This is a genomic window from Nonomuraea sp. NPDC049378, assembly GCF_055586745.1.
Genome location: NZ_JBVJHP010000008.1, coordinates 347,244 through 361,315, shown reverse-complemented (window position 1 = coordinate 361,315; position 14,072 = coordinate 347,244). Strand labels below are relative to the sequence as shown.

Below are 14,072 nucleotides of genomic sequence, written 5' to 3'. Positions count from 1 at the left end.
ACGGGATCAGGTCACCGGCAGGGCGGTGGCCAGCAGGATGACGCCGAGCGAGCCGGCCAGCGAGGCCACCGCCATGGTCCTGGCCGGCCCCGGCCTGCCCTTCGCGCTGGCCACGCCGTGCAGCGCGGCGGCGGCCATCACCGCGCAGAACAGCAGCAGCTTGGCGGCCAGGATCCGGCCGTAACCGGGGTCGGCGAGCGAGGCCCAGGTGACGCCCTTGTGCCAGGCGATGGCCACCCCGGTGACGACCTGGACGGGCAGGAGGGCCACCGCGGTGAAGAGGCCGAACCGGCGGCCGACCGCGTTCAGCACCTCGCGCCGCCGCCGCGCGTCCATCGACCGGCGGACGACGGGCAGGAGCACCAGCGACACGGTGAGCTGCCCGCCGACCCACAGCGCCGCCGACAACACGTGCAGGAACCGGACCGCCGACCACCACGTCATCTCACGCCCACCTCTTGTCTCCGGTCATCGACCAGACGATAAGGGGTACGGCCCGAGGGGGCGCCGTCAGGGACGGCGTACGTCCCGATACCAGTCGAGGATCTGCTCGCCGGTCATGAACGCGACGTCCTTGTGGGCCCTGATGTGCTCGAAATACCGCAGCCAGTGCGGGACACCCATCAGAGTCTCCCGAGGGGACCGTCGCCTTGAGGCGACAGGGGAATCGGGAGCGGAAGGGCCGTCAAGGCCCGAGCATGCCCTGACCTGTCAGGTCTGCGCATCACGGATGTCCTTCCTGGTTTTGTCGGCGGCAGCCGATATCGTGGTGGCGTCGTTACCGAACGTGATAGGAGGTGGGTGTGCGCAGGTCGTTCCGGTTCCTGCTGCGCCCCACCGCCCGGCAGGCGGCGGCGCTGGGGGCGTGCCTGGAGGACCACCGGCAGCTCTACAACGCGGCCTTGGAGCACCGGCGCACCGCCTATGCCAGGGCAGGGGTGAGTGTCCGGTACGGCGAGCAGTCGGCCGAGCTGAAACACATCCGCGCCGATGATGCGGACGGGCAGGCGCGTTGGTCGTTCTCCTCCCAGCAGGCCACCCTGCGACGGCTCGACAAGGCCTTCCGCGCGTTCTTCGACCGCGTCAGGGCCGGACGCACGCCGGGGTTCCCGCGGTTCAAGGGGCGTGGCCGGTTCGACACGGTCGAATGGCCGAAGGACGGTGACGGCTGCCGGTGGGACTCCCAGCCCGAGCACCCGTCGGCCACGTTCGTGCGGCTCCAGGGGGTCGGGCATGTCCGTGTGCACCAGCACCGCGCGGTCAAGGGCCGGGTGAAGACGATCGCGGTGAAGCGGGAAGGCAGCCGGTGGTTCGTGGTGCTGTCGTGCGACGACGTGCCGGCTGAACCGCTGCCCGCCACCGGCGCGGTCGCGGGGATCGACATGGGTGTGGCGTCCCTCGTCACGACCAGCGACGGACAGCATCTGAGCAACCCCCGTCACCTGGCCGCCTCCGCAGGCCGGCTGGCCGCCGCGCAGCGGGTTCTGGCCCGGAAGGAACGGGGTTCCAAGCGGCGGCGTAAGGCGGTGGCCCGCGTGGCCGCGTTGCACGCCAGGGTGCGCAGGCAACGTCTGGACGGCGCGCACAAGGCCGCGCTCGCCCTGGTGACCGCCTATGACGTGATCGTGCACGAGGACCTGCGGATCGCGAACATGACCCGCTCGGCGGCGGGCACGACCGAAGCCCCCGGCCGCAACGTCGCCGCCAAGTCCGGCCTCAACCGGTCGATCCTGGACGCGGGCTGGGGGGCGTTCCTGACGATCCTCGCGCACAAGGCTGAAAGCGCCGGTCGAGAGCTGATCGCGGTGAACCCCGCCGGCACCTCCCGCACCTGCGCCCGCTGCGGGCACAGCGCACGGGAGAACCGCGTCACCCAGGCCGCGTTCGCCTGTACGGCGTGCGGACATGCCGCGCACGCCGACGTCAACGCGGCGATCAACATCCTCAGGGCAGGGCTTGCCCTTCGCCAGGCTGCACAAGCGGCCTAGCGAGAAGCCACTCCCCATCAGGGAGCGGAGGAGTCACGATGTACGGGTGCACGAAAACCAGGGGGAAGTCACCGAGCGACGCCGGGCCATCGTCGCCGGGATCCGCCACCGAGGTCACGCACCCCACCCGCTGAGCCGTTCTCCGGAGATCGCGACACGGCGGAGGGGCCGTCGCACGATGATGTTGCATGATCATGCATAACTATGTATATACTTCACGCGTGTCCAAGGTTCTCACTTCTCTGCCTGTCGGCGAACGTGTCGGCATCGCCTTCTCCGGCGGCCTCGACACCTCGGTAGCGGTCGCGTGGATGCGCGAGAAGGGCGCGGTGCCGTGCGCGTACACCGCAGACATCGGCCAGTACGACGAGCCCGACATCGCCTCGGTGCCCGGGCGCGCGACGGCCTACGGCGCTGAGGTCGCCCGGCTGGTCGACTGCCGGGCCGCCCTCGTGGAGGAGGGCCTCGCCGCTCTGGCCTGCGGGGCGTTCCACATCCGCTCCGGCGGCCGGGGCTACTTCAACACGACCCCGCTGGGGCGGGCGGTCACGGGCACCCTGCTGGTGCGCGCGATGCTCGAGGACGGCGTGCAGATCTGGGGCGACGGCTCCACCTTCAAGGGCAACGACATCGAGCGCTTCTACCGCTACGGCCTGCTGGCCAACCCGTCGCTGCGCATCTACAAGCCGTGGCTCGACGCCGGTTTCGTCAGCGAGCTCGGCGGTCGCACCGAGATGTCCGAGTGGCTGCTGGAGCACGGCCTGCCCTACCGCGACAGCACGGAGAAGGCCTACTCCACCGACGCCAACATCTGGGGAGCGACCCACGAGGCCAAGGCGCTGGAGCACCTCGACGCCGGCATCGAGACCGTCGAGCCGATCATGGGCGTGCGGTTCTGGGACCAGAACGTCGAGATCGCACCTGAAGACGTCACCATCGGCTTCGAGCGCGGCCGCCCCGTGACGATCAACGGCAAGGAGTTCGGCTCCGCCGTCGACCTGGTGCTGGAGGCCAACGCCATCGGCGGGCGGCACGGCCTGGGCATGTCCGACCAGATCGAGAACCGCGTCATCGAGGCCAAGAGCCGGGGCATCTACGAGGCGCCGGGCATGGCGCTGCTGCACGCGGCCTACGAGCGGCTGGTCAACGCGGTCCACAACGAGGACACCCTCGCCGTCTACCACAGCGAGGGGCGCCGGCTCGGCCGCCTGCTGTACGAAGGCCGCTGGCTCGACCCGCAGGCGCTGATGTTGCGCGAGTCGCTGCAGCGCTGGGTCGGCATGGCGATCACCGGCGAGGTGACGCTGCGGCTGCGGCGCGGCGAGGACTATTCGATCCTCGACACGTCGGGGCCGGCGTTCAGCTACCACCCGGACAAGCTCTCCATGGAGCGCACGGAAGACTCCGCCTTCGGGCCGGTCGACCGCATCGGCCAGCTGACCATGCGCAACCTCGACATCGCCGACACCCGCGCCAAGCTGGAGCAGTACGCCGGGCTCGGCATGGTCGGCGCCGACCACTCGGCGTTGATCGCCGCCGCGCAGGCGCCCTCGACCAGGCTGATCGGCGCGATGCCGGAGGGCGGGGCCGAGGCGATCGCCTCCCGTGGCGAGGCCCCCGAGGACGAACTCCTCGACCACGCCGCGATGGAGTCCGGCACCGACTGACCCTCCGCTCCAGCAGACCTGGGCCCCGTACGCCACAATCGTCGGAGAACGCGGCGAGGAGGCGTATGGACGAGGGCGTGTCGCTGACGCAGCTTGCCCATCGGCTGGAAGAGGTGGTGGGCGAGCTCCGCGGCATCCCCGTCGACGTCGAGCGGCTCGAAGACAGCGAGCTGGTACGGCAGCAGATCGCGCAGTTCGCCGGTTCCGCCCGCGAGCTGCGCGCCATGCATCCGGTGGGCATGCCCGCGCGGGGCCGCGAGGAGCAGAAGAGCCGGCGCAGCGTGCTCGACGCCCTGCGGCGCGGCATGACGATGCGCACGATCATCCACTCCGGTGTGCTGGACGACCCGTACAAAGCGGCCCGCATCAGGGAGCTGCACGCAGCCGGCGACCTGCACCGGGTCGTCGACGAGCAGATCCAGCAGCTGCTCGTCTTCGACCGCGCGGTGGCCTTCCTGCGCATCACCCCCGTCGCCTACGCGCCCGGAGCCCTGGTGATCAGGCAGCAGAGCCTGATCACCACCCTCATCGACCTGTTCGAGCAGACGTGGGCGAGGGCCAGAGAGGTCACCGAGCCGGCGCACCGGCTGACCCCGCGCGAGCGCGAGGTGCTGGCGCTGATCGCCGAGGGCCGCTCCAACAGCGCCGTCGCCCGTGCCCTGTCGATCACGGAGGCGGCCGTCGGCAAGCACGTGGCCGGCGTGTTCGCCAAGCTGGAGCTGCCCGCGACCGAGGACGACAACCGCCGGGTGCTGGCGGTGCTGGCCTACCTGCGCGGAGCGGCGCGGTAGCGCGGTGGGGGTAGGGCCAGGCCCACCGCGTTCTCGGCCCAGCCCCCATGTGGGCGCGAGCCGGCATGCGCTTTACTAACGCCGTGCAACGTATGACTGGATTATTGGTCGGTGCGGTCTTCGGCGCGGTCTTCGTCGTCGTCAACGCGCAGAGCCCGCTGAACACCGTGACCGTGAATGTGCTGCGGGTGGCCGCCTGCCTGGCCGCCGCGGGGGTGCTCGCCATGTGGTTCGCCACCGCCAGGAGAGAACGGCAAGGGGCGGAGGCGCGGCGCGGCATGTTCGGCCGTGGCTATCTGCTCATCGTCGCCGCCGAGGTGATCCTGCTGTTCGGCGGGCTCAGGGTGCTGTCCGCCTGGGGGCTCCCCGAGCAGGCCAACGTGGCCTGGGTGGCGCTGGTGGTCGGCGTGCACTTCGTCGCGCTGGCGCCCGTCTGGAAGGACTGGAGCATCGCCGTGCCCGGCGTGGTGCTCACCCTGCTCGGCGTCGCCGGGCTCGTCATGACGCCGACGGCGGCCGTGGCGTGGGTGCCGGTCGTCAGCGGCGTGCTGTCGGGCGTCGTGCTCCTGGCCGGCGCCGTCACCCTGGGCTGGCGCGCCGTCCTGCGCCCGGCGGCCTGACGGCCCGCGCCGACGAACTCCGTCGACTCGTTGGACAACCCTTCCTCCTCAGAGAACGCGCTCGTCGCCCCCGCACGCCCGGCGGGGGCCGAAGCCGGGCGAACAGGCCGCGCTCGCCCCGGTTCGCAAGCCTCGAACCCGCATGCACCCGAGAGATGCGATCAACCCGCCGTCTCACATTCTGACACAGGTGATTTACATACGGCTACCCCAAACTTTAGATTCAGGACATACGCTCTCGGGCGCGTGCTTCCTGGCAAAGAATCAGGAAGGCATCCGGGCGCCCGATGGAACGATGCAAGATCCGCCGGACCCCCACCGGAGACGGCTATATAGCAGCAGGTCGGAACAGCAATGGCAGGCCCTCGAAGCAGGGTCCGGCCTGTGACGCCGGAGGGCACCGAACCGCCACCGTCTGTCACAGGATCTTCATGTTCGGCTTGACCTAAAGGACCGAAACTCCGTAGTTTTGGCCGTCGTTCGGCATGCTTGGGGCCGCAACGAGCGATGCGCGACGCCCGCCCCGGGCCCGGCCCGGCTTGCGGTCGCGAATGGACGGGGGAGGCGATAGAGGCCAGCGGTCCGACCAGGAGCATCACCCAAAGTCACCGGGTTGGACCACTACGTAATCGGCTGAGGAGATACTCACCCGAACGGTGACGTCCCCGCAGGCCAGGATTCCGCCTCTGGACGATCGATCGGAGAAAGTCCGCTTCATGGAACCCACGTACCTTGTCTGCCTGCCCTTCGCCGGCGCTGGAGCGTCGTTCTTCCGTGGATGGCAGCGGCAGGCCCCCGACGAACTGAACATCCTGCCGGTGCAGCTGCCCGGCCGCGAAGAACGCTTCAACGAAGCCCCCTACACCGACGTCACCCGCGCTGCCGAGGCGGCCTGCACCCAGGTCCTGGCCAGGATCGACGGCGCCACCCCGCCCGTGGCGCTCTTCGGCCACAGTCTCGGCGCCGTGCTCGCGTACGAGCTGGCGAACCACCTCGCGAACGTCAGAGGCGTGCGGCCGGAACGGCTGTTCGTGAGCGGGTCGCCCAGCCCGCACGACGGGCGCGAGACCAAGGCCAGCGGCCTCAGCGACGACGAGTTCCTGGCCAGGGTCAGGGAGTTCTCCGGCTACACGCACCCGGCCCTCGAAGACCCGGAGATGCGTTCGTTGCTGCTGCCCGTGATCCGGGCCGACGTCGAGATGCACGAGACGTACGAGCCCGCCACGGACAAGCCGCTGCCGATCCCGGTCACCGCGCTGCGCGGCCGCGACGACGAGCTGGTCGACACGGCGCAGCTCGCGCAGTGGGGGCGGGTCACCAGCACGGAGTTCAGCACCGCCGAGCTCGACGGCGGCCACATGTACCTGGCCGACGACCCCACCCCCCTGCTCCAGCTGATCACGGACGAGCTCTCCAGGGCAGGCACGTGACGCTGCGCCTGGCCGGGAAGACGGCCGTCATCACCGGCGCGGCCCGCGGTCTCGGACGCGCCACCGCCCAGGCGTTCGCCCGCGAGGGAGCCGACCTGGTGCTGATCGACATCGCGCGGGACCTGCCGGGCGTCCCCTACCCGCTGGGCTCCGCCGGCCAGCTCCGGCACACCGAGGAGCTCTGCCGCCAGGCCGGCGTCGCCGTGCTGGTCAAGGAGGCCGACGTACGCGACCTGAGCGAGGTCGAGGACGCGGTGAGCATCGCGGTCGACCGGTTCGGAGGCGTCGACGTGCTCGTCAACAACGCGGGCATCGCCGCCCCGTCCGGCAAGGTGACGCACGAGATCGACGAGCACGAGTGGCAGCTGATGCTCGACGTCGACCTCTCGGGCGCCTGGCGGGCCATCCGCGCGGTCGGCAAGCTCATGTCCGAGCGCGGCTCGGGCAGCATCGTCAACGTCGCGTCCACCGCCGGGCTGGTGGGCTACCGGAATTTCGCCGGCTACGTCGCCGCCAAACACGGTCTCATCGGCCTGACCAAGGCGGCGGCGCTCGACTACGCCCCGCGCCAGGTGCGGGTCAACGCGGTGTGCCCCGGCTCGGTCAGGGACGACCCGCAGGTCGAGGGCCGGATGCTGGCGGAGATCGCCCGCTCGCTCGACGTGCCCGTCGGCACGCACGAGGAGACGTTCCTGCAGGCCCAGCCGGCCAACGCGCTCATCGAGCCCGACGCCGTGGCCTCCGCCGCCGTGTGGCTGGCCTCCGACGAGTCCCGCCAGGTCACCGGCAGCGTGCTCACCGTCGACGGAGGCTTCACCACGCGCTGACGCCCCGCCGACCCGGCCGTGCCGCCCTCCCGAACCCACAGGAGATCACTCTGTGTACCGCACCGTTGACGCCTGGCCGCTGATCCCCGCGGCCGGCCCGCCGTCCGGGCACTGCCATGCCCGGCGGACCCGGCTGCCCGCAGGCGCCGACGCCGCCCGGATGGCGCGGATCCTCGACCAGGCCGCCCGCCTCTGGTGGGGCGGGCCCGCCCGCCTGTGGACGGAACGGGTGCCCGCCGCCGCCGGCTCGGCGGAGGCCGGGAGGAGGCTCGACGCCGAGCTGTTCAGGCCGGTGCACCCGGAAGGAACCGGGCTGCGGGCCGTCCTGCTGGAGTACGCCGACGGGCCCGCCGACCTGGTGCTCGTCGCGCACAGGGCGCGCTTCGACGCGACGTCGCTGCGGATGGTGGCCGAGGTGCTCACCGAGCGGGTTCCCCGCGAGCGCTTCCACGCCGGTCATACGCCGGCGCCCGCCCCCGACGCCGAGCTGGTCAAGCGGTGGCAGGAGGCCGACTACTCGGGAGCCACCGTCGAGTGGGCGGCCGGGGACGCCGCGGCGGGCGACCGTACCGGGGTCGTGAGCGTGCCGGTCCGCGAGTCGGCGCACCTGGCCGCCCGGATCGCGGTGGCGGCCGCGCTGGTCCTCGGACGGTACGAGGGCCGGCGCTGTCCCGTGATCGGCGCCCTGGCCGGGCTGCCCTCGCGCCCGGAGGGAGCGCTGGGAGCGTACGACGCAGGGACGCTGCTGGCGGTGGATCTGTCCGGCGCCGCCACGACGGGCGAGCTGGTGGCCGGGAGCGCCCGGATCCTCGACGGCGAGGGCGGATGGTGCGACTCCCGCCAGTACGCGCGGCTGTGCGCGGAGACGGGCGGCCGGGTCCTGGCCGGGCTCCTGGCCACTCCCTCCGGCGAGGACCCGCCCCGCCGGACGGCCGGCGAGAGCGTCGTCCCCGGCCGGACGTCCGACGAGGACGTCGTCCCCTGCCAGACCGCTCCCTTCCCGCTCACCCTCGTACCCGGCCGGGACCCTGACGGCTCCCCACGGCTCGACGTACGCCACCGGCTGGAGGACGTGGACGAGGAGTCCGCACGGCGGTTCGCCCGCCACGTCGCCCGCGTCCACGAACTGCTGGCCGACGACGACCTGGCCCCCGCCGACGTCGACCTGCTGGACGAACCCGAGCGCCGCCACGTGATCCGCCTCGGCCGCCCGGACAGACCCCTGGAACGGCGGCCGGAGCGGATCGACGAGATCTTCGCCGCCCGGGTCGCGGAACGGCCGCAAGCCGTCGCCCTCACCGGCGAGGACCGCACGCTCACCTACGCCGAACTGGACGAGCGCGCCGGCCGCTGCGCCGCCTCCCTGCACGGCATGGGCGTACGGCCGGGCGACCGGGTGGGCCTCTGCCTGGAACGCACGCCCGACCTGGTGATCACCATGCTCGCCGTGCTGAAGGCCGGAGCCGTCTACGTGCCGATGGACCCCGCCTATCCGGCGGACCGGCTGGCGTACACGGCCGGCGACGCCGCGCTGCGCGTGATCGTCACCCATCGCGACTTCCCTCCCGGCAAGCACCTGACCGTCGTATCCCCCGAACAGCTGGCGGCCGGCGGCGACAGCTCCCTTGACGGCGGGGGCGCGCCGGAGCGGGGCGGCCCCGACGACGCCGCGTACGTCATTTACACCTCCGGTTCGACCGGCCGCCCCAAGGGCGTCGTGGTGCCGCACAGGAACGTCGTCGCCCTCCTGGCGGCCACCGAGGACGACTTCGGGCTCGGCCCGGGCGACACCTGGTCGAACTTCCACTCCAGCGCCTTCGACTTCTCCGTCTGGGAGATCTGGGGCGCGCTGCTCACCGGGGGGCGGCTGGTCCTGGTCCCGTACTGGGTCTCCAGGTCGCCTGAGGAGTTCCACGAGCTGCTGGTGCGCGAGCGGGTCACCGTACTCAGCCAGACCCCGTCCGCCTTCGCCCAGCTCATGGAGGCCGACCGGCTCCGGGACGAGCGGCTCGCCGTCCGGCTGGCGGTCTTCGGCGGCGAACCGCTCGACGCGCGCCCGCTGCTGGGCTGGCTCGACCGGTATCCGGACTGCCGCCTGGTCAACATGTACGGCATCACCGAGACCACGGTCCACGTGACCGCGCAGACTCTCGCCCGTGGCGACGCCATCGCCGGGTCCAGGTCGGTGGGGCACCCGCTGCCCGGCTGGCATGTGTACGTCCTGGACGAGCGGGGCCGGCCCGTCCCCACCGGCGCGCCCGGCGAGATCCACGTCGGCGGGGCGGGAGTCGCCGCCGAATACCTGGGCCGCCCGGAACTGACCGCTGAGCGCTTCGTCCCCGACCCGTTCGCCGGCGGCCGCATGTACCGCAGCGGCGACCGCGGCCGCCTGCGCCCCGACGGGCGGCTCGAGCACCTGGGCCGGCTGGACACCCAGGTCAAGATACGTGGCTTCCGCATCGAGCTGGACGAGATCCGCAGCGTCCTGCTCGACGACCCCTCGGTGACCTCGGCCGCCGTGGTCCTCCGTGACGGCCGCCCGGGCGACCCGCCGGGCGCCCCGCGCGGGGCGGCGGCCGATCACGCCCTGGCGCGGCTCGACGCGTACGTGACGCCGGCGGACGCCGATCCGGCCGCGCTGCGGCGTCGGGCGGCGAAGGTGCTGCCCGAGCACATGATGCCCGCCACCATCACGGCGCTGCCCGCGCTCCCGCTGACCCCGAACGGCAAGCTTGACGTCCGCGCCCTGCCGGAACCGGCCTCGACCCCGACTCCCCCGCCCGCCCCTGCGGAGGATTTCACCCGGACGCTCGCCGCGGTCTGGGAGTCGGTGCTCGACGCGCCGGTGGGGCCCGACGACAACTTCTTCGAGCTCGGCGGCAACTCGCTCCTGGCGATCCGGCTGGGGGCGGCCATGCGGGAACGGGGCCTGCCCGCGCTGCCGCTGCGCGAGCTGTATCTCCATCCGACGGTACGCGGTCTCGCGCGGGTGCTCGGCCATGAGTGAGGACGCGGGACTGCTGGACTGGCTCACCAGCGCACAACCCGCCGGCACCGATCCCCCGAGCCCGGAACGCAGGGACGCGGCGCTCGCGGGCGCGCAGGTCGCGGGCGCGGAGCCGGTCGGCGCGGAGTGCGGGGGCAGCGAAGGCGCGTCAGGGTTCCCCGTCGCGTGCCCGCCCGGCGCCGGGGCGCCGGAGGTGCTGGCGGCCTGGGGCGCGCTTCTCCACCACCACACGGGCCGCCACGACGTGGCCTTCCGCGTCGCCGGCGACGGGGCGGACGGCGTGGTCCGTTTCACGATCGACCCCGCCGGTACGCTCGCCGGCCTGGCGGCGTCGGTGACGCGCGCGCTGCCCGCCGCCGAACCGCACACGCCGGGTACCGGGCCGATGCCCGTACTGGTACGCGGGAACGGGCGGGAGCCGGGCGCGCTCGGGCGGGAGCCGGGCGCGCTGGTGCTCGGGCTGGACGGTGACGGGGCACGGCTGCGGTACGGCCCTGCCGGCGACGCCCTGAGCGCGGACATGGTCGCCCGCCACGCGGCTCACCTGGCCGCCGTGCTGGCCATGCCGGCGGACCGCACGATCCGCGAGCTCGACCCGCTGTCCCCCACCGAACACGCGAGCCTCGAGCGCTGGAACGACACCGCCACCGGCTACCAGCGGGATGCACGCATCGAGCAGCTGTTCGCCGAACAGGCCGAGCGGGCCCCCGCCCATCCGGCCGTGGTGCACGGGGGCATCACCCTCACCTATGCCGAGCTGCACCGCCGCAGCTCGTCGCTGGCGGGCTCGCTGCTCCGGGAGGGGCTGCGTCCAGGCGAGCCGGTCGCGCTGCTGTTGCCGCGCACCGTCGAGCTGGTCGTCTCGGCGCTGGCCGTGGTGAAGGCGGGCGGGTGTTACCTGCCCATCGACCCCACGACCGTCCGGGACCGCGTCGCGTTCACGCTGGAGGACAGCGGCGCGAGATTGCTGATCACCTCGGGACGGCCCCCCGCGACGCCCGCCGGGTCGCGGGTCGTCGACCTCGATGACCACGACTGGACGGCCGAGCCGGAGCCGGAAGGGCCGGCGGTGGGCGATGCGGGCGCGCCCGCATACCTGATGTACACCTCGGGCACGACGGGACGCCCCAAGGGCGTCATGATTCCCCACCGCGGCGTCGTACGGCTGGTGCGCGGCGTCGGATACGTGCGCCTGGACGCCACCACCAGGATGGCGCAGGTGGGGGCGACCGGGTTCGACGCCTCGGTCTGGGAGATCTGGGGCGCGCTGCTCAACGGCGGCACGCTCCACCTCCTCGACAGGGAGACGTTCCTCGACGCCGAGGAGCTGCGGCGGTCGCTGGCCGATGCCGGCGTCACCACGGCGCTGTTCACGTCCGCGCTGTTCGCCAGGCTGGCGGACGAGGACCCGGCGGTGTTCCGGCCGCTGCGGGACCTGCTCGTCGGAGGCGACGTGCTCTCCCCCGGGCACGCGCGGGCCGTGCTGCGCGCCAACCCCGGTCTGCGGCTGGTGAACGCGTACGGGCCGACGGAGAACGCGGTCATCTCCACCGTCCACACCGTCGCCGGGCCGATCGGCGCGCGGGTGCCCATCGGCCGTCCCGTCCCCGACACGGCCGCGTACGTGCTCAACCACGACCGCCTCCCGCTGCCCGTCGGCGTCCCAGGAGACCTGTACGTGAGCGGCGACGGCATGGCGACCGGCTACCACGAGCGGCCAGAACTCACCGGGCGGGCCTTCGTCCGCCATGAAGGGCGGCTGCTCTACCGGACGGGCGACCGGGCCCGCCGGCTGCCCGACGGCTCGATCGACTTCCTCGGCCGTGAGGACCGCCAGGTCAAGGTGCGCGGTTTCCGCGTCGAGCCGGGCGAGGTCGAAACGGCCCTGCTGGGCGTGGCGGGGGTGAGCGGCGCGGTGGTGGTGCTGCGCCGCATGCCCGAGCCGCACCTGTGCGCGTACGTCGAGGGCCGCGTCGAGGCGGAGCACGTGCGCGCGGAGATCGGGCGGCGGCTGCCCGCCCCCATGGTGCCCGCGCATGTGGTGGTGCTTCCCGAGCTGCCGCTGACCCCCAACGGCAAGGTCGACCTGGCCGGGCTGCCCGCCCCCGAGGTCGCGAGCGGCGGCAGGGCGGCCGTCGACGAGGTGGAGCGCACCCTGGCCGGGCTCTGGGAGGACGTGCTCGGCGTGCGCGGGATCGGCGCCGACGACCCGCTCGACCGGCTCGGCGGCAGTTCGCTGACCGCGACCCGCGTGTCCGCGCTCGTACGCCGCCGCTTCGGGGTGTCCTGCCCGGTCTCGGCCGTGTTGTCCGCCCGCACGGTCGCCGAACTGGCCGAGTTCGTACGGGCGGCGGACCGTACGCAGGTCACCGGGCCGCGTCCCGGCCTGGCCACCGAACGGACCCCGCTGTCGCCCCAGCAGCACGGCGTCCACGTCGAACAGGTCAAGGACCCCGCCGACACCCAGTACAACCTGCCGATCTTCGTGGACCTGCCCGGCCCGGTGGATCACGAGCGCCTGACGGCCGCGCTCGCCACGCTCGTGGAGCGACATGAGATCCTGCGCACCGAGTTCCCCGTGGACGGCGACGGCCACCCCTACCAGCGGGTCCGCGAACCGCTGGACGTCACGATCGGCGTGGTGGACCTGGCGCCGGGCGAGGACCCCGACGCGTGGGCGGAGCGCTGGATCCGCCCGTTCGACCTCGCCAGGGCACCTCTGTGGCGGGCGGCGCTGGTCCGGCACGGCGACGGCGCCCGGCTGGTGCTCGACATCCACCACCTGCTCACCGACGGCCACGCCCTGACCCTGCTCATGGGCGAATGGGCGGCGTTGGTCAGGGGCGAGCGGCCGCCCGGGGCCGAGCTGAGCTACCGGGACTACGCCCAGTGGGCGGCCGGGCCCGAGCGCCGGGCGCTGTCGGAAAGCCAGCGGCCCTTCTGGGAGGAGACGTTCGACCGGCCGGTCCCGCCGCTCGACCTGCCCACCGACCGGCCCACCGGCGGGCCGGGCTCTTCGGTGCGTACGACGGAGGGCGGCCATCTCGCGTTCCGGTTCGGCCCGCAGCGGGCCCTGGCGGTCAGGGAGCTGGCCCGCGCCGAATCCGTGACCCCCTTCCACGTGCTGCTGGCCGCGTACACGGCCTTCCTCGGGCAGGTGAGCGGCAGCGCGGACGTGACGGTCGGTACGGCGGCGTCGGGGCGGCACCTGCCGGGCGTGGACCGGGTGCAGGGCATGTTCGTCAACACGCTCTGCCTGCGGGCGCGCCCCTCGGCCGAGCTGCCGTTCCTCCAGCACCTGCGGACCGTGGCCGCGCACGCCGTGGCCGCCGTCGACCACCAGGACCACACCCTCGACACCGCCCGGTACGCGCGTCCGTCCGGCCACGGCAGGCACCCCCTTTTCGACACGTTCTTCGCGGTCCAGGACACCGGGCTGCGGAGGGTGGACTTCCTCGGTGGCCGCCCGTGCTGGCGGCCCGACGTCACCGGGCGCACGATCTTCGACCTCGACCTGCAGATCGAGGTCGAGCCCGACGACTACGCCGCCAGCTGGGCGTACGCCACCACGCTGTTCCTGCGACCGACCGTGGAACTGTTCCGCGACGAGCTGCTGGCGCTGCTCGACGCCGCGATCGCCGACCCGGGCACGCCGCTCGGCGAGCTCCGGCGCGTCGCCGTGACCCCCCATGACCTGTCCGAGCTCGCGTTCGACTTCGACTTCTGATCTGGGTGAGGGAGC

Annotated in this window: 9 protein-coding genes; 8 read left to right on the top strand and 1 reads right to left on the bottom strand. The window is 72.8% G+C overall.

The annotated features are described in order from the left end of the window. Positions 1–6: 6 nt before the first annotated feature. Positions 7–444, bottom strand: coding sequence for a DUF2269 family protein (locus ACZ6SA_RS19960; protein WP_465829454.1), 438 nt, complete (start codon positions 442–444; stop codon positions 7–9). A 359-nt stretch (positions 445–803) separates the two neighbouring features. Between ACZ6SA_RS19960 and ACZ6SA_RS19955 the strand changes: the two genes are divergently transcribed. The 8 genes from ACZ6SA_RS19955 (at position 804) to ACZ6SA_RS19920 (ending at position 14,057) form a co-directional block, all read left to right on the top strand. Next, positions 804–1,988 carry an RNA-guided endonuclease InsQ/TnpB family protein gene (locus tag ACZ6SA_RS19955; protein WP_465829452.1) on the top strand — a complete coding sequence of 395 codons (1,185 nt, stop codon included), beginning with the start codon at positions 804–806 and terminating at the stop codon, positions 1,986–1,988. A gap of 221 nt (positions 1,989–2,209) precedes the next feature. After that, entirely contained in the window at positions 2,210–3,655 is a 1,446-nt protein-coding gene (argG, locus tag ACZ6SA_RS19950) for an argininosuccinate synthase (RefSeq protein WP_347647762.1), read from the top strand. Between the two features lie 65 nt (positions 3,656–3,720). After that, on the top strand, positions 3,721–4,446 hold the full coding sequence (locus ACZ6SA_RS19945) for a helix-turn-helix transcriptional regulator (protein WP_347647763.1): 726 nt from the start codon (positions 3,721–3,723) through the stop codon (positions 4,444–4,446). A gap of 92 nt (positions 4,447–4,538) precedes the next feature. Next, entirely contained in the window at positions 4,539–5,066 is a 528-nt protein-coding gene (locus ACZ6SA_RS19940) for a hypothetical protein (RefSeq protein WP_347647764.1), read from the top strand. A 716-nt stretch (positions 5,067–5,782) separates the two neighbouring features. After that, positions 5,783–6,496 (top strand): thioesterase II family protein, encoded by a 714-nt coding sequence (locus ACZ6SA_RS19935; RefSeq protein ID WP_347647765.1) that lies wholly within the window; start codon positions 5,783–5,785, stop codon positions 6,494–6,496. Next, entirely contained in the window at positions 6,493–7,323 is an 831-nt protein-coding gene (locus tag ACZ6SA_RS19930; protein ID WP_347647766.1) for an SDR family oxidoreductase, read from the top strand. Before ACZ6SA_RS19935 ends, ACZ6SA_RS19930 begins: the two co-directional genes overlap by 4 nt. A gap of 52 nt (positions 7,324–7,375) precedes the next feature. Continuing rightward, on the top strand, positions 7,376–10,330 hold the full coding sequence (locus ACZ6SA_RS19925) for an amino acid adenylation domain-containing protein (RefSeq protein ID WP_465829448.1): 2,955 nt from the start codon (positions 7,376–7,378) through the stop codon (positions 10,328–10,330). Continuing rightward, the gene (locus ACZ6SA_RS19920; protein WP_465829446.1) at positions 10,323–14,057 is read left to right on the top strand and encodes an amino acid adenylation domain-containing protein; all 3,735 of its coding nucleotides are present in this window, start codon (positions 10,323–10,325) and stop codon (positions 14,055–14,057) included. Before ACZ6SA_RS19925 ends, ACZ6SA_RS19920 begins: the two co-directional genes overlap by 8 nt. Positions 14,058–14,072 lie beyond the last annotated feature (15 nt).